7 protein-coding genes are annotated in these 17,880 nt (G+C 71.8%); 4 read left to right on the top strand and 3 right to left on the bottom strand.

Features of this window, described 5'->3' with window-relative positions; translation table 11 throughout:
• Nucleotides 1–247 precede the first annotated feature (247 nt).
• Nucleotides 248–589 (bottom strand): hypothetical protein, encoded by a 342-nt coding sequence (locus STRVI_RS52280; protein WP_150112961.1) that lies wholly within the window; start codon nucleotides 587–589, stop codon nucleotides 248–250.
• A gap of 478 nt (nucleotides 590–1,067) precedes the next feature.
• Between STRVI_RS52280 and STRVI_RS41465 the strand changes: the two genes are divergently transcribed.
• The 3 genes from STRVI_RS41465 to STRVI_RS41455 are packed head-to-tail and all read left to right on the top strand — an operon-like array spanning nucleotide 1,068 to nucleotide 4,105.
• Nucleotides 1,068–2,294: a cytochrome P450 family protein gene (locus STRVI_RS41465; RefSeq protein ID WP_014061546.1), complete on the top strand. Its 1,227-nt coding sequence runs from the start codon at nucleotides 1,068–1,070 to the stop codon at nucleotides 2,292–2,294.
• Between the two features lie 45 nt (nucleotides 2,295–2,339).
• Nucleotides 2,340–3,314, top strand: coding sequence for an ATP-binding cassette domain-containing protein (locus STRVI_RS41460; RefSeq protein WP_014061545.1), 975 nt, complete (start codon nucleotides 2,340–2,342; stop codon nucleotides 3,312–3,314).
• Nucleotides 3,311–4,105 carry an ABC transporter permease gene (locus STRVI_RS41455; protein WP_014061544.1) on the top strand — a complete coding sequence of 265 codons (795 nt, stop codon included), beginning with the start codon at nucleotides 3,311–3,313 and terminating at the stop codon, nucleotides 4,103–4,105. The genes STRVI_RS41460 and STRVI_RS41455 overlap by 4 nt, the downstream gene beginning before the upstream one ends.
• Nucleotides 4,106–4,198: 93 nt before the next feature.
• Here the strand turns inward: STRVI_RS41455 and STRVI_RS41450 are convergent, their stop codons facing one another.
• The gene (locus tag STRVI_RS41450) at nucleotides 4,199–5,272 is read right to left on the bottom strand and encodes an LLM class flavin-dependent oxidoreductase (RefSeq protein WP_014061543.1); all 1,074 of its coding nucleotides are present in this window, start codon (nucleotides 5,270–5,272) and stop codon (nucleotides 4,199–4,201) included.
• Nucleotides 5,273–5,352: 80 nt separating this feature from the next.
• Complete coding sequence (locus tag STRVI_RS41445; protein ID WP_014061542.1) at nucleotides 5,353–6,570, bottom strand: cytochrome P450 family protein; 1,218 nt, start codon at nucleotides 6,568–6,570, stop codon at nucleotides 5,353–5,355.
• 275 nt (nucleotides 6,571–6,845) lie between these two features.
• Between STRVI_RS41445 and STRVI_RS41440 the strand changes: the two genes are divergently transcribed.
• Nucleotides 6,846–17,852, top strand: coding sequence for a non-ribosomal peptide synthetase (locus STRVI_RS41440; protein WP_014061541.1), 11,007 nt, complete (start codon nucleotides 6,846–6,848; stop codon nucleotides 17,850–17,852).
• The last annotated feature ends 28 nt before the right edge of the window (nucleotides 17,853–17,880 follow it).

The following is a 17,880-nucleotide window of genomic DNA, read 5'->3' as shown; positions in this document are numbered from 1 at the left end:
ACGATTGCCTCGCCACACGTGTGTGCAACTCGTGGAATCGCACGCTACCGGCACGGGGGAGCGGTGCCATGGGCCGCCAAGAATTCTTCTATGGCCGGAAAGAGACGGGTGCGGCATTTTTACGGAAGGCGGCGGAGGGGGTACCGCCGAGAAGGTCCGCCGACCGCGTCAATCGCCTCTTTTCGGGCGGTCGGCGGTGATCGAGAAGGCGGTCGGCGGACCCTGGCAACGGCTTATTCGATTCTCTTCATTTGAACGCTTTGCGGCGCACCGCGTATGCGTAGGTGACGGCGGCCAGCAGCGGCCCCCAGGCGAGCAGCGGCAGATAGGCGCTGACGAACACCCAGGCCCGCCAGCCGAGTTCGCCGACGTCATGGGTGAGCGATCCGCGCCAGCCGCCGTCCCCGAACTGGCGGCCGTCCAGCGCCTGCCCCCGCATGGAGAGGATCAGGGCCATGGTCCAGGTGATCGTGAGGGCCAGCGCCCCGAGTGCGGCGGGAATGATCGCGGACAGCGGCCGTATGGGCTTCCCGGCGACGAACGGGACCCAGCGCGGCCACATTTCGCCCCAGGTGGAGACCAGTCCCACGGCGAGGAAGGCCAGCCCCTCGGCGACGATGGACAGGATGACGACGTAGCGGGATCAGAAAAGCCGCACGTTGTGCCCACAGAGGCACCCCTTCGGCGGGAGTTCCGTGCAGCTTTCGATAGCCACGGGAAACGGCGGTCAGGATTCCGGACACGGGGCCCTCCAGTAAACACCGGGAAACTGCGTCAGTTGCCGGATCGCTGCCAGGATCATGGCATGGGGCACCCCGCGCCCGACGCCTCCCGCGGAGGCAAACCCACACGCCGTCGGGTGGAGCGCCCCTTCGCTTCCTCCTCCGTCCGGATGACCGCCGAGGAGTGGAGGAACGACTTTCGAACGCCCTCCGAGGGAGCTCGATAGAAATCCTCGAAGTGCGCCGGAAGAGCGCGGAAAACACTGCTATCAACGGGTCGGAGACGTCGTTCACCCACCCTGCGTCCGCGACATGTGTCCCGGGCCGACCGAGAGGACCCGACATATGGCCGAGGAGACGAGCCGGACGCCGGAGGTGCTGGGTGAGGACTTCATCCGCGACCCGTACCCGGTGTACGCCCGGCTCCGCGAGCGGACCCCGGTGGCGCGGGTCGTGCTCGGCGGGGCACCGATGTGGCTGGTGCTCCGCCATGAGGCGGCGCGCGCCGCGCTGACCGACCCGAAACTGCACAAGGACCCCGAGCGCTGTGCCCGGCTGGCCGCCAAGCACGCGGGCGTCGACCCCGTCGAGCAGCCCGCGGCGAAGTCGCCCGGCCGGCGGATGCTGGTGGAGCACATGCTGGGCATGGACCCGCCGAACCACACCCGGCTGCGCAAGCTGGTGGCCAAGGCGTTCACCGCACGGCAGATCCAGGCGCTCCGGCCGCGGATCGAGCACACGGTCGGTGCCCTGCTCGACGACATCGCGGGGCAGGGCGAGGTGGATCTGCTGAAGGTGTTCGCCTTCCCGCTGCCGCTCACCGTGATCTCCGAGATGATCGGCGTGCCCGAGGCCGACCAGGCCGCCTTCGGAGCGTGGTCCAACGCGCTGACCGTGGCCGTTCAGCCGCAGGAGATGCACCGCATCGCCGACGAGATGGCGGAGTACCTCACCGGGCTGATCGCCGCCAAGCGGGCCGCCCCGGCCGACGACCTGATCAGCGGGCTGATCCAGGCGCGGGACGACGAGGACCGGCTCAGCGAGAACGAGCTGGTGTCGATGGTCTTCCAGCTCCTGGTGGCCGGATACGAGACGACCGCGCATCTGATCGGCAACGGGATGCTCGCCCTGCTGCGCCATCCCGACCAGCTCGCCGCCCTGCGCGCGGACCGGTCGCTGCTGCGGGGCGCGGTCGAGGAGTTCTGCCGCTACGACAACTCGCTGCACCTGAACACGCTCTCGGTGACCACGGAACCGGTGGAGATCGCCGGTGTCCGCGTCCCGGCCGACGAGTTCGTCCTCGTCTCGCTCGGCTCGGCCAACCACGATCCCGAACGCTTCGATGACCCCGAGCGGTTCGACATCCGCCGGGAGGCCGGCGGCCATCTGGCCTTCGGCCACGGCATCCACCACTGCATGGGCGCGCCCCTCGCACGACTGCAGGCGGAGATCGCCGTCGGCGCGCTCCTGGACCGCTTCGCGCGGATCGAACTGGCCGTTGCGCCGACGGAGTTGCGCCGCGAGATGAACCTGACCCGGGGGCTGGAGTCACTGCCCGTCCGGCTCGGCTGAGCGAGACGGACCGGACCGGCGTACCGGCCGATGAAGAGGAGTCTGATGGATATCGCAATCTCCGCGGCTGGTCTGCGGAAGCGCTACGGCGACCACGAGGTGCTGGGCGGCGTCGACCTGTCGGTCGAGGCGGGCACGGTCTACGGGCTCCTGGGCCCCAACGGCGCCGGCAAGACGACCGCGGTGCGCACGCTGTCGACGCTGATCAAGCCCGATGAGGGCACCGCGACGGTGGCGGGCTACGACGTGCTGACCCAGGCCCACGAGGTGCGCCGCAGCATCGGGCTGACGGGTCAGTACGCCGCGCTGGACGGTGAGTTGACCGGCCGCGAGAACCTGGTGCTCATGGGCACGCTGCTGCACTTGGGCCGCAAGCGGGCCCGTTCCCGCGCCGATGAGGTGCTGGAGATGTTCGACCTCACCGGCGCCGCCGACCGGGTCGTCAAGACCTACTCGGGCGGTATGCGCCGCAGGCTGGACCTGGGCGCCAGTTTGCTCGGGAGCCCGCCGGTGATCTTCCTGGACGAGCCGTCCACGGGGCTGGACCCGGTCAGCAGGAACGCGCTGTGGGACATGGTGCGCAAACAGGTGGCCGAGGGCGTCACCGTGCTGCTGACCACCCAGTACCTGGAGGAGGCCGACCAGCTCGCCCACCGCATCGCCCTGATCGACAAGGGGCTGGTGGCGGCGGAGGGCACGCCCGACGAGCTGAAGAAGAAGGTCGGCGGCGAGCGGCTGGAGATCACCGTACGGACCACCGAGATGGTCGAGGCCGCCCGGGCCGCGCTGGCCCGGATCTCCGCACGGGGCTCCGCCCCGCCGGTCGTCGACGAGAGCGGGATGCGGGTGTCGGTCGCGCTGGAGACCGGTATCGCCGGTGTCTCCGCGGCGGCGTCGGAGCTCCAGGGGGCCTCGGTGGAGGTGGTCGACTTCCTCGTCCGGCGCCCCTCGCTGGACGACGTGTTCCTGGAGCTGACCGGAACCGGACCCGAGGCCGAACTGGAGACGACGAGCCGATGACCACCTATGTCCTGAGCGACGCGCTCGCCCTGGCGGGCCGCCACATACGGCACCTGAAGCGGGCACCGCAGCGGATCCTCAGCATCACCCTGATGCCGATCATGTTCGTGTTCCTCTTCGGCTACCTCTTCGGCAGTTCGATGAGCGTGCCGGAGGGCGACTACCACGAGTACATCATGGCGGGCATCTTCACCCAGATGATGCTGGCCGGCGTCATCAACACCGGTGTGGGGGTGGCCGAGGACCTCTCCAACGGCCTGGTGGACCGGTTCCGTTCGCTGCCCATGGGCAGGGGCTCGGTGCTGCTCGGCCGGACCCTCTCCGATGTGGTGCTCAACACGATCTCCTGTCTCGCGATGCTCTCCGTCGGCCTGCTCATCGGCTGGCGCATCCACGGCGGGCCGCTCAAGGCCCTCGCGGGCTTCGGTCTGCTGCTGCTGCTCGGCTACGCCACGGCATGGCTCGGCTCGCTCATCGGGCTGCTGCTGCGCGATCCCCAGGCGGTCAACTCGGTGGCCATGGTGATCACCATGCCGCTCACCTTCCTGTCGGCGACCTTCTACCCGGCCGAGAACCTGCCGGGCTGGGTGCGTCCGGTGGCCGAGTGGAACCCGGTGACCACCCTGACCACCGGGATGCGCGAGCTGTGGGGGAACCCCACGGGGAACGGCGCCGATCCGGCGTTCCCGCTGCGGCATCCGGTGGCGGCCTCGCTGATCATGGTGGTGGTCCTGCTGATCGTGGTGATCCCGCTGGCCAACCGGGCCTACGAGCGGGCCGCCGCACGCTGACCCGCGGCCGTAGGAGACCCAGCAGCCGAAGCCCGGACGACCGTGAGCGGTCGTCCGGGCTTCGGCTCGCCCCGCCGGGGGAGCGCCGCCGGGTCAGCTCCCCAGATGCGCACGCCAGGTGTCATGGAGGCGGGCCAGGTGCTCGAAGCCGCCGACCACCACATCGGTCGGCACACCGAAGTCCACCAGACAGGCGACCTCGTCCACCCCCGCGTCCCCCAGCTGCTTGAGCATCGCCATGCAGTCGTCGACGGTGCCGAACATCCCGCTGGTGTCGAAGTACCGGTCGAACGCCTGGGCCACGAGGAACTGACGGTCCTCCGGGCCCATGCTCTTCAGCTCCCGGGACATGTCCGCGCCCTGGGCGCCCGCCGCCTCGGCCGCCTTGATCAGCAGGTCGAAGGAGCTGGCCAGGTAGCGGGAGAACGGCTCGCGCACGGTCTCCCGCACGGCGTCGCGGTCGGTGCCGACGAAGGTGTGCACCATCAGGGCCACATGCCCCTGCCCGGCCGAGGCGCTCTGGTGCTCCCGGTACGCCCGGCGGTACTCGGCGATGCGCTGCGCGAGGACGTCGACCTCCTGGCCGAGCAGATGGGTCAGCATGCCCATCCCGTTCTCACCGGCCAGGGTGAACGTCGCCGGGGTGCCACCGCTGGTCAGCCACATCGGCAATTCGGGCTGGACGGGCGGCGGGAACATGGTCAGCTCCACCGTCTCGCCCGCCCCGTCGGTCAGGGACACGCTCTCCCGCCTCCAGAGCCGGCGGATGGTGTCGACCGTCTCCATCAGCCCGGACTTGCGGGTCTCGTAGTTCTCCGGGCGGAGCGCGAAGTCCGCGGCGTGCCAGCCCGAGGCGAGTGCCACCCCGGCCCGGCCGCCCGACAGGTTGTCGACGACCGACCACTCCTCGGCGATCCGCATCGGGTGGTGCAGCGGCGCCACGACGCTTCCGGCGCGCACCGCGACCCGTTTGGTGACCGCCGCCACCGCGGCGCCCGTCACCGAGGGGTTCGGGTAGAGCCCGCCGAACGGATGGAAGTGGCGTTCGGGGGTCCACACCGCGGTGAAGCCGTTGTCATCGGCGAACCGGGCGCCGTCCAGCAGCAGCCGGTAACGGTCGTGCTCCTCGGCGTCGTTGTTGGCGAAGTAGAACAGGCTGAAATCCATGAGTCCTCCGGAAAGCGAAAGAAAAGCGCCCGGGGCGCGCTGACGGCGGGGCCCGGGCGGTGTCGCTGCTGTGCGCCGTTTCAGAAACGCACCGGCAGGTCGATCATCGGGCGGACCATCAGTCCGGGCCGATAACGCACCTCCGAGGGGTGCACGGCCAGCCGGATGCCGGGAAAGCGTTCATAAACCCGTCGAATCGCCAACTCGGTCAGGGCCTTGGACATATGGGAGCCCAGGCAGTAGTGGATTCCGTATCCGAAGCTCACATGCGCGGGCTTGGGACGGGTGATGTCCAGCTCCGAGGCACGGTCGGCGAAGGCGTGCGGATCGTGGTTCGCCCCGGCCAGCGAAATGATGATGATCTCGTCCTTGGGGATCTTCACCCCGCACAGCTCGACCGGCTCCAGCGTGACCCGCTGCAGGGAGTTGATCAGCGGGCTGGTGAACCGCAGCAGCTCCTCGACCGCGTTGGGCAGCAGGCTCCAGTCGGCCCGGATCTTGTCGGCCTCGCCGGTATGGGTGAGCAGCGCCGCGAAGGAGCCGTTGAGCAGGCTGGTGGTGGTGTCGTTTCCGCCGGTCATCAGGGCGAACGCGGTGGACAGCGCCTCCGCGGCGGTCAGCCGCTTGTCCTCGTCGGCGTGGACCAGCGCGGAGATGAGATCGTCCTGCGGGGCCCGCTGCTTGGTGGCGATCAGCGCCTTGAGGTAGTCCGACAACTGCCGGGTGTGCTCGGCGATCATGCCCGTCGGATCGCTGGCGTCCACCCGGCGCAGCGTGTTCGTCCACACCAGGAACCGCGGCCAGTCGGCGTCGGGCACGCCCATCAGCTGCGCGATGGTGATGATCGGAAGCGGTTCGTTGAGCCCGGAGACCAGGTCCCGGTTGTCGTTACGGACCATCTCGTCGAGGAGGTCGTCGACCACCTTCTCCCAGCCGTCGCGCAGCCCCCTGACCCGCTTGGGGGTGAAGGCGAAGGTGAGCGCCTTGCGCAGCGGGGTGTGGCGCGGCGGATCGGAGTTGGCCAGGTGGTTGCTGATCTCGTCGGCGGGCTTGATCTCCTGGCCGAGCTGCTTGCCCAGCGCGGCGTAGAGCTTGCCGATGTCCCGGCCGAGCCGGGGGTCGGAGAGCGCGTCGCGGACGTCGTCGTAGCGGCTCACCACCCAGGCCCGTACCCCGTCCGGGGTCTCCACCCGGCACACCGGCTGTTCCGCGCGCAGCTGGGCGAGGAAGGGATAGGGGTCCTGTGTGTACTCGTCGCTGAACATCCAGTAGCGGGACAGCGTGCCGGTGTTGGTCACCAGTACTCCCTGAAGTCGCGGTGCGGGTAGCGGGCCCGCGGGCGCTTGACGGCACGCGGCCGAACCGATGACAGCACGACCGGACCGGACCGGTCAGCGGCAGTGCGAATTCTTCGAAGTGGGCCACTTCCGCGCCGCGCGGCGCGCAAAACGAAGTTTTTGCAGCGCCGTTGTCGGGTGGACCGGCCGGAGATGAGACTCGGCGATCCAGGCTGGTGGCAGGCGACCGAGCCCTTTTGTCGGCGACTCCGGAATGACGAGTGGAGATTTCCATAATGACGCGAGCAGCCATCGACGACGTCCTTCCGCTGTGGCCACTGCAGGAAGGTCTGCTGTTTCAGACCCTGTACGGGGAACAGAAACTCGATGTCTACGTCGCCCAGATCCTGATCGACCTCGACGGCCCCCTGGACGCCGGGGTCATGCGCGACTCGGTGGCCACGTTGCTGCGCCGGCACCCCCATCTGCGTGCCAGTTTCCGGTACGAGAAGCTGAGCCGGCCGGTGCAGGTGATTCCGCGGGAAGTCCCGGTACCCTGGCGGGAGTTCGACCTCACCGGGCTCGACGAGCGGGCCCAGAAGCGGGAGCTGGAGCGGCTCGCCGCCGAAGAGGCGGCGCACCGGTTCGACCTGGGGACCGGTCCGCTGCTGCGCTTCACGCTGATCAAGCTGGGCCCGCGCACCAGCCGGCTGATGTTCAACTCGCATCACATCCTGCTCGACGGGTGGTCCACCGCCCGGCTCATGTACGAGCTCTTCGAGATCTACCACCGTCGCGGCGACGGCTCGGGCCTGCCGCCGGTGACGCCGTACCGCGAAGCCTTGAGCTGGCTGGAACGGCAGGACCGGGCGGTGGCGGAGAACGCCTGGCGCACCGTGCTCGCCGAGGTGGAGGAGCCCACGCTGATCGCGCCCGGCGACACCGGGGCGCGGATCGCGCCGGCCGAGATGGTCGTCACCATGCCCGATGAGCTGGCCGCCCGGGTGCGGGACACCGCCCGGCGCAACGACCTCACGCTGAGCGCGGTGTTCCAGGGCTGCTGGGCGCTTCTGCTGGGGCAGCTGACCGGCCGTGACGACGTGGTGTTCGGCTCGACCGTATCGGTGCGCCCCGCCGAGCTGGCCGGTGCGGACCAGATGGTCGGCCTGTTCATCAACTCGGTGCCCGTCCGGGCGCGGATGCGCCCGCAGGAGAGCCTGCTGTCCCTGCTGACCGGGGTGCAGCGCCAGGCGGCCGGAATGGTCGAACACCACCACCTCAGCCTCCCGGACATCCAGCGGGCCGCCGGGCACGGCACCCTGTTCGACACGCTCACCGTCACCGAGAACTACCCCATGGGCGGGGACGACCTGCCCGAGCTGCCCGGCGACCTCACGCTGACGGGCGCCAAGGGCACCGACGCCAACCACTACCCGCTGAGCATCGCGGCGCTGCCGGGCGACGGGCTGCGGCTGCACTTCGGCTATCGGCAGGAGATCTTCACCCGCGAGGACATCGAGGTGCTCGGCGAACGCTTCCGCCGCCTCTTCGCGGCCTTCGCGGCCGATCCCGAGCAGCTGATCGGCCGACTGCCCCTGCTGAGCGACGCCGAGACGAGGCGCATGCTCGACCTGGGCATGCCCGCACAGCCGCTGCCGGGCGGTGATGTCATCCCCGCGCTCCTCGCCGAACAGGTACGGCGGCATCCGGACGCCGTCGCCCTGGTCCACGAGGACACCACCCTCTCCTACGCCGAACTGGACCGCCGCGCCAACCGCCTGGCCCGCACCCTGATCGAGCGGGGCGCGGGGCCGGAGCGGGTCGTCGCGCTCGCCCTGCGGCGCTCCCCCGAACTGGTCGTCGCCATGCTGGCGGTGCTCAAGGCGGGCGCGGCCTACCTGCCGGTGGACATCTCCTATCCGGCCGACCGGATCGCCTATCTGCTCACCGACTCCGACCCGGCGCTGGTCCTGGCCACCTCCGCGTCGGCAGAGGTGATTCCGGACGGCTGCGCCGCGCCGCGGGTGCTGCTGGACGACCCGGCCACCGTCCGGGAGACCGACGCGAGGCCGGACACCGATGTCGAGCCGGGCGAGCGGCGGGGGGCGACGACGTCCGCCAACCCCGCCTACGTCATCTACACCTCCGGTTCCACCGGCCGTCCGAAGGGCGTCATGGTGACGCACTCCGGTCTCGCCGGTCTGGTCGCCACCCACGTCGAGCGGTTCGACGTGGGACCCGGCAGCCGGGTGCTGCAGTTCTCCTCACCCAGCTTCGACGCCGCCGTCTGGGAGACCTACACCGCCCTGCTCACCGGCGCCACGCTGGTGCTCGCCCCCGCCGAACGGCTGCGGCCCGGCCGGGCGCTGGTGGACCTGGTCACCGAGCACCAGGTCACGCACGCGCTCATCCCGCCCGCCGCGCTGGCCGTGCTCACCGAGGGCGATCTGCCGTCGATACGCCTGCTGGTGGTCGGCGGTGAGGCGTCCGCGCCGGAGCTGGTCGAGGCGTGGTCCGGCGACCGGACGATGATCAATGCCTATGGGCCGACCGAGAGCACCGTCTGCGTCACCCTCAGCGAGCCGCTCTCCGGCGCGGTGGCGCCGCCCATGGGCACCGCCCTCGGCACCGCGCGGCTGCGGGTGCTCGACGGTGCGCTGCGGCCGGTGCCGCCGGGTGTCACCGGGGAGCTGTACGTCTCCGGCCCCTGCCTGGCGCGCGGCTATCTGAACCGGCCCGGTATGACCGCCGAGCGCTTCGTCGCCGATCCGTTCGCGGGCGGCGGGATGCGGATGTACCGCACCGGTGACCTGGTGCGCTGGAACACCGAGGGCGAGCACCCCGTGCTGGAGTTCGCCGGCCGGGCCGACGACCAGGTCAAGATCCGCGGGTTCCGGATCGAGCTGGGGGAGATCGAGTCGGTCCTGGCCGCGCACGAGCGGATCGACCGTGCGGTGGTCGTGGTGCGGGAGCCGACCCCGGGCGACAAGCGGCTCGTCGCCTATCTGGTGCCGGTGAGCGGAGAAGAGGTGCCCGCCCCCACCGTGCTGCGCGAACACGTGGGCGCCTCGCTGCCCGAGTACATGGTGCCCGGCGCGTTCGTCGCCCTCGACGCCCTCCCGCTGACCCCCAACGGCAAACTGGACCGCAAGGCGCTGCCCGAGCCCGGCGCGGCCGGGCCGGCCGGGCGCGGGCCGCGCACCCCGCAGGAGGAGATCCTGTGCGCGCTCTTCGCGGAACTGCTCGGCGTGGCCGAGGTGGGCGTGGACGACGACTTCTTCGACCTCGGCGGCCACTCGCTGCTGGCCACCCGGCTGGTCACCAGGACCCGCGCGGTCTTCGGCGAGGAACTGTCGCTGCGCGCGGTGTTCGAGACGGCCACGCCTGCCGGGATAGCCCGCCGGCTGCACCAGGCCGTGGACGGCCGGCCCGCGCTGGAGGCGGGGCCGCGTCCCGAGCGGGTACCGCTGTCCTTCGCCCAGCGCAGGCTGTGGTTCCTGGACCGGTTCGACGGCGCCAAGCCGATCTACAACGTCCCGCTCACCGTGCGGCTGACCGGTGAACTGGACCTTAACGCGCTGCGCCATGCCTTCCAGGACGTCCTGGCCAGGCACGAGAGCCTGCGCACGGTGTTCCCGGACGTGGACGGCGACCCGTATCAGCGGGTGCTGGATCCCGCGGAGGCCGAGCTCGACCTGTCCCTGGTGGATCTGAGCGCGGCACCGGAGCGGCTGGACGAGGCACTGAAGGAGGAGGCGGCCGCCGGGTTCCGGCTGGCCGGTGAACTCCCGCTGCGGGTGCGCGTCTTCCGCACCGGCGACCATACGTACGTCCTGCTCGTGGTGATGCACCACATCGTCGGGGACGGCTGGTCGCTGGGCGTCTTCGGCCACGACCTCTCGCTCGCCTACGCGGCCAGGCTGAAGGACGCCGCGCCGTCGTGGGAGCCGCTGCCCGTGCAGTACGCGGACTACACGCTGTGGCAGCAGCGCGTACTGGGTGAGGAGGCGGACGAGAACAGCGCGATAGCCCAGCAGTTCGCCTACTGGTCGGATGCCCTGGCCGGGATCCCCGACGAGCTCAACCTCCCGGTGGACCGGCCGCGCCCCGCGGTGGCGAGCTACGCGGGCGACACCGTGACGTTCCACCTCCCCGAGGAGCTGCACAAGCGGCTGCTCACCATCGCCCGTACCTCCCAGGCCAGCCTGTTCATGGTGGCCCAGGCCGGTCTTTCGGTGCTGTTGTCGCGGTCCGGCGCGGGCACCGACATCCCCATCGGCACGCCGATCGCCGGTCGTACCGACGACGCCCTCGACGAACTGGTCGGGTTCTTCCTCAACACGCTGGTGCTGCGCACCGACACCTCCGGCAACCCGACCTTCCGCGAACTGGTCCAGCGGGTGCGGGAGACCGACCTGGCCGCATACGCCAACCAGGACGTGCCGTTCGAGCGCCTGGTCGAGCAGCTCAACCCCGAGCGCTCCCTCGCGCGCCACCCGCTGTTCCAGGTGATGTTCACCGTGCAGAACAACCGCCCGGCCGAGCTTTCGCTGCCGGGCCTGCGGGTGGACCCGTACGACCACCTCGGCGACATGGCCAAGTTCGACCTGTTCGTCGGGCTGACCGAGCGGCGCACACCCGACGGCGCACCGGACGGTATGGCCGGGTGGATGGAGTACAGCACCGATCTGTTCGACCGGGAGACGGTCCAGCGGCTCGCCGACCGTCTGATCCGGGTGCTGGCCGGGGCGGCCGAGGACCCGAAGCGGCCGATCGGCTCCCTGGACCTGCTCGACCCGATCGAGCGGCACCGCCAGCTGACCACCTACAACGACACCGCGCACCAGCTCGACGGGGCCTTCCTCCCGGAACTGCTCGAGCGGCAGGCGCACGCGCTGCCGGACGCCCCGGCCGTGGTGCACGGCGACACGCGGATGTCGTACGCCGAGCTGAACGCGGCGGCGAACCGGCTGGCACATGTGCTCATCTCACGGGGCATCGGACCGGAGGACACGGTCGGCATCGCGCTGCCGCGCTCGGCGGAGCTGCTGGTGGCGGTGTGCGCGGTGGTCAAGACCGGAGCGGCCTATCTGCCCATCGACCCGGAGTACCCGGCCGAGCGCGTCTCCTTCATGCTGGCCGACGCGGCGCCCTCGGTGGTGCTGACCCGGACCGGGGTGCTGCCGGGCGGTCACCGGGCCCCGGTGCTCGCCCTCGACACACCGGAGACCGCCGCCCTCCTGGCCGGGCAGGCGGACAATGACCCCACCGACGCGGATCGCACCCGTCCGCTCCACCCGGCCGCCCCGGTCTACGTCATCTACACCTCCGGCTCCACCGGCCGCCCCAAGGGCGTCGTGATGCCCGCGGGCGCCATGGCCAACCTGGTCGCCTGGCACCACGGTGAGATCGGCGGCGGCGCCGGGACGCGGGTCGCGCAGTTCACCGCGATCAGCTTCGACGTCTCCGCCCAGGAGATCCTGACCACCCTGCTCACCGGCAAGACGCTGGTGGTCCCGGACGACGCGGTCCGCCGCGACGCCGCCGCCTTCACCCGGTGGCTGGAGGAGCACCGGATCAACGAGCTGTACGCCCCCAACCTGGTGGTGGACGCCGTCGCGGAGGCCGCCCTCGAGGGCGGTGTCGCCCTCGGCGAGCTGCGCGTGATCGCCCAGGCGGGCGAGGCGCTGGGGCTCACCCCGCGGCTGCGCGCCTTCTGCGCCGAACGCCCGTGGCTGCGGCTGCACAACCACTACGGCCCCACCGAGAGCCATGTGATCACCGGCACCACCCTGCCCGCCGACCCCGCGGACTGGCCCGCCGCGGCGCCCATCGGCCGCCCGGTGTGGAACGACCGGGTCTACGTCCTGGACGACGCGCTCGGCCCGGTGCCCCCGGGGGTCGTCGGAGAGCTGTACCTGGCCGGCGCCGGGCTGGCCCGCGGCTATCTGCGGCGGCCGGGCCGCACCGCGGAGCGCTTCGTCGCCGACCCCTTCGGCCCGGCCGGGTCCCGGCTGTACCGCACCGGTGACCTGGTGCGCTGGGGCAAGGACGGACAGCTCCAGTTCGTGGGGCGGGCCGACCACCAGGTCAAGGTGCGCGGCTTCCGGATCGAGCTCGGCGAGATCGAGACGGCGCTCGCCGCCCACCCCGACCTCGCCTCGGTGGCCGTCCTGGCCCGGCAGGACCGGCCCGGGGCGCCCCAACTGGTCGGCTATCTCGTCCCGTTGGCCGACCGGACCGCCCCGGCCCCGGCCGAACTGCGCAAGCACCTGGCCGCCACCCTGCCCGAGTACATGGTGCCCAGCGCGTTCGTCGCCCTGGACGCCCTGCCGCTGACCCCCAACGGCAAGCTGGACCGCCGGGCGCTGCCCGCGCCGGTACGGGAGGACGCCGAGCGGCGCGAGCCGGCCACACCGCAGGAGGCCGCGCTGTGCGCGCTGTTCGCCGAGGTGCTCGGGGTGTCCGAGGCCGGGGTGGACGACAACTTCTTCGACCTCGGCGGCCATTCACTGCTCGCCACCCGGCTGACCAGCCGGATCCGTACGACCCTGGGCGCCGAGCTCAGCGTGCGCGACCTGTTCGAGTCGCCGACGCCCGCCGGCCTGGCCGGGCTGATCGGCGACGCGGGCGGGGCGCGGCGCGCGGTGACCGCGCGGGAGCGGCCCGAGGAGGTGCCGCTGTCCTTCGCCCAGCGCAGGCTGTGGTTCCTGGGCCGGTTCGAGGGGCCCAGCGCCACCTACAACCTGCCGATGGCCCTGCGGCTGACGGGTGAGCTGGACCGGGAGGCGCTGCGCGCGGCGCTGGCCGATGTGGTCGCCCGCCACGAGAGTCTGCGCACCGTCTTCCCGGAGGTGGCCGGCCGCCCCCGCCAGGTGGTGCTGGACGTGGTGCCCGAGCTGCCGGTGGCCGAGGTCACCGAGGCCGGTCTGGACGTGGCGCTCGCCGAGGCCGCCGGGTACGCGTTCGACATCGCCACCGAGATCCCGGTACGGGCGCGGCTGTTCGCGCTCGGCCGGACCGAGCACGTGCTGGCGCTGGTGGTCCACCACATCGCGGGCGACGGCTGGTCCATGGCCCCGCTGGGCCGCGATCTGTCCGCCGCCTACGCGGCCCGCAGGGCGGGCCGCGCCCCGCAGTTCACCCCGCTGCCCGTGCAGTACGCCGACTACACGCTGTGGCAGCACGAGGTGCTGGGCAGCGAGGACGACCCGGACAGCACCATCTCCCGGCAGGCCGGGTTCTGGCGGTCGGCCCTGGAAGGGGCGCCGGAGGAGCTGGCGCTGCCCGCCGACCACCGCCGTCCGCCCGCCATCAGCTACCGCGGCGATATGGTCACCTTCCGCTTCGACGCCGAGGTGCACCGCGGCCTGCGCGACCTGGCCATGGAGCACCGGGCCAGCCTCTTCATGGCCGTCCAGGCCGGTCTGGCCGCGCTGCTCAGCAGGCTCGGCGCGGGCACCGACATCCCGCTCGGCACGGCCATCGCGGGCCGCACCGACGACGCCCTGGACGATCTGGTCGGCTTCTTCGTCAACACGCTGGTGCTGCGCACCGACGTCTCCGGCGACCCGACCTTCGCCGAGCTGCTGGAGCGGGTGCGGGAGACCGACCTGGCCGCGTACGCCCACCAGGACCTGCCGTTCGAGCGGCTGGTCGAGCTGATCAACCCCGAGCGCTCGGCGTCCCGGCATCCGCTGTTCCAGGTGATGCTGGCGTTCCAGAACACCGCCGAGGGCAGGGTCGACCTGCCCGGGGTGGTCGCGGCGCCGCAGCCGATCGGCCATGACGTGGCCAAGTTCGACCTGTCCTTCACCCTGTCGGAGACCCATACGGACAACGGCGCGCCCGCGGGCATCGAGGGGGCGCTCACCTACAGCACCGACCTGTTCGAACGGGACACCGTGCGGATGCTGGTGGACCGGCTGGCGCGGCTGCTGGCCGCCGCCGTCGCCGATCCGTCCGCCCCGGTGGACCGGCTGGACGTGCTGCTGCCCGGGGAGCGCCACCGGATCGTCGAGGAGTGGAACGACGCCGCGGTCCGCGAGGTGCCCGCCGCCACCATGGCGGAGCTGTTCGCCGGGTGGGTGGCCCGCACCCCGGACGCACCGGCCCTGCTGACCGAGAAGGGGACCTGGACCTTCGCCGAACTCGACGCGAGGGCCGAGCGGATCGCCCGGGCGCTGGCCGCGCGGGGAGCGGGACCGGAGAAGCTGGTGGCGGTGGCGCTGCCGCGGTCGCCGGAGCTGATCGTCTCGCTGCTCGCGGTGGTGCGGGCGGGGGCGGCCTATCTGCCGGTCAACCCGGAGCTGCCGGGCGACCGCATCGGCTACATGCTCGACGACGCCGAGCCTGCCCTGCTGCTGACCTCCGGCGCCGTCGCCGGACGGCTGCCGCGGACCACCGTGCCCACGGCGCTGTTCGACGCGCTGGACGCGACGCAACCCTCTGACGCGGCCGACGCGGCCGTGCTCCCCGGCGCCCTGTCGCCCCAGCACCCCGCCTACGTCATCTACACCTCCGGATCGACCGGCAGGCCCAAGGGCGTGACCGTGACCCACGCCGGAGTGGCGCACCTGTGCGCGACGCTCGTGGAGCGGGCGGGCGTCGGCCCGGGCGCCCGGGTGCCGCAGCTCGCCTCGGCCAGCTTCGACGCGGCGTTCCTGGAGCTGGCCATGAGCCTGCTGGTGGGCGGCGCGCTGGTGGTCGTCCCGGCCGAGCGGCCCACGTCCGGACAGGCGTACCTCGACCTGTGCGCCGAGTACGGCGTCACCCACGCCTTCATCACCCCCGCCTCCCTGGCCGCGCTGCCCGAGGGCGGGCTGCCCGAGGGCATGGAGATCGTCGTCGGCGGTGAGTCCTTCGGACCGGAACTGATCGGCCGGTGGCGGGACACGGTGCGGATGCACAATGTGTACGGCCCGACCGAGACCACCTGTGTGGCGGCGATGAGCGGGCTGCTGACCGACGACGCCGTACCGGCGCTCGGCGCGCCCGTCGCCGACTCGCGGCTGCATGTGCTGGACGAGCGGCTCCGCCCGGTACCGCTCGGCTGCGTGGGCGAGTTGCACATCGCGGGCGTCTCGCTGGCCCGCGGCTATCTGGGCCGCCCCGGGCTGACCGCCGAGCGCTATGTGGCCGACCCGTTCGGGCCGCCCGGATCGCGGATGTACCGCTCCGGCGACCTGGTGCGCCGGCGCGCCGACGGTGAGCTGGAGTTCGTCGGGCGCACCGACGACCAGGTGAAGCTGCGCGGGCTGCGGATCGAGCTGGGCGAGATCACCGCGGCCGTCTCGGACCACCCCGATGTGCACCGCGCCACCACCATCGTGCGCGAGGACCGCCCGGGGGTGCGGCTGCTGACGGCCTATGTGGTGCCCACTGCCGGGGCGGGCGACCTCGACGTCGACGCACTGCGGGCCGGGCTGGCGCGACGCCTGCCCGACTACATGGTTCCGGCGGCGTTCGTGACGCTCGACACGCTTCCGCTGACCACCAGCGGAAAGATCGACCGCAAGGCGTTGCCCGCACCGGAGCAGGACGGCACCTCCCGTGCGCCGAGCGGCGCCCGTGAGGAGACCCTGCGCCGGCTGGTCGCGGAGGTGCTGGGGCTCGGGGTCGAGGAGGTCCGCGTCGACGACAGCTTCTTCTACCTGGGCGGCGACAGCATCGTCTCGATCCAGTTGGTGGCCAGGGCGCGCGCCGCGGGTCTGGTCTTCACCCCGAAGGACGTCTTCCGCCACCAGACGGTCGCGGCCCTCGCGGCCGCCGCGGGCACCGTCCCCGAGGCCGAGGCGGAGGACCCGGACGCCGGTATCGGGGAGATCCCCGCGATCCCGATCCTGCACTGGCTCAGCGAGCGGAACGGGCCCATCGACCGGTTCCACCAGTCGATGCTGCTGCAGACGCCCGCCGATCTGGACCTGGACCGGCTGGTCACCGCCGTGCAGACGCTGCTGGACCACCACGACGCCCTGCGGGCACGGCTGAACCGGACCGAAGGGGCATGGTCGCTGGAGGTGGCGGCCCGCGGCGCGGTCCGCGCGGCGGACCTGATCCGGCGGGTCGACCTCACCGGCCTGGACGACGCGGCGCGGAGCGCCCGCCTCGCCGAGCACAGTGACGCGGCGGTGGGCCGGCTCGCGCCCGAGGACGGCACGATGGCCCAGTTCGTGTGGTTCGACGCCGGGCCCGGTGAGCGCGGCAGGCTGTGGTTCTCGCTGCACCACCTCGTCGTCGACGGCGTCTCCTGGCGGATCCTGCTGCCGGACCTGGCGCGAGCCTGGGAGGCGGTAGGGGACGGGCGCACCCCCGGACTCGACCCGGTGGGCACCTCCTTGCGCCGCTGGTCGCGGACGCTGGCCGAGGAAGCCGTGACCCCGGAGCGGATCGCCGAACTCCCGGTCTGGCGCCATCGCCTCGCCCAGGCCCCGGAGCCGCTGGCCGAGCTGACCATCGACCCGTCCCGGGACCTGGTCCGTACGCAGCGCGCGATCACCATGGCGCTGTCCGCGGACACCACCCGGACCCTGCTCACCCGGCTGCCCGAGATGTTCCGCGCGTCGGTCAACGACGTGCTGCTCACCGGGCTGACCCTGGCGGTGGCCGACTGGCGCCGCCGGCACTTCGGCGGGGCCACGGGCGGGCTGCTGGTGGCCCTGGAGGGCCACGGCCGCGAGGAGATCGCCGAGCACACCGAACTGTCCCGTACGGTCGGCTGGCTCACCAGCATGTACCCGCTGTTCCTGGACCCCGGGCGGATCGACTGGGGCGAGGTGTGGACCGGCGGGGCGACCGTCGGTGACGTCCTCGCCCGGATCAAGGAGCAGTTGCGCCAGGTGCCCGACAATGGCGTCGGCTACGGCCTGCTGCGCCATCTCAACCCGGACACCGCGCCCTCGCTGCGGGGCCTGGCCGAGCCGCAGATCGGGTTCAACTACCTGGGGCGGTTCAACTCCTCGGGCACGCCCGAGGCCGCCGACTGGGCGCTCGCCCCCGAAGCGGGCGCGGTCGGCGGCGAGGATCCGGACATGCCGGTCGCCCACGCCCTGGAGGTCACCGCGTCCACCCAGGACCGCCCGGACGGCCCCGAGCTGTCGGTGCTCTGGCAGTGGCCCTCGGCGCTGCTGGAGGAGGCCGTGGTGCGGGACCTCGCGGAGGCGTGGATCCGGGCGCTGGAGGCGCTGGCCCGCCATGCCGACACCCCGCAGGGCGTCCGCCACACCCCGTCCGACATGGATCTGATCGACGTCAGCCAGGACGAGTTGGACCAGCTCGCGAGCGAACTGGACAACTGGCAGTAGCCCACTTCGGAGTTGTTTATGTGCGGCT

Source organism: Streptomyces violaceusniger Tu 4113, from assembly GCF_000147815.2.
Lineage (GTDB): Bacteria > Actinomycetota > Actinomycetes > Streptomycetales > Streptomycetaceae > Streptomyces > Streptomyces violaceusniger_A.
Note: the sequence above shows the minus strand (reverse complement) of the source record. Positions and strands in the feature narration are given on the sequence as shown.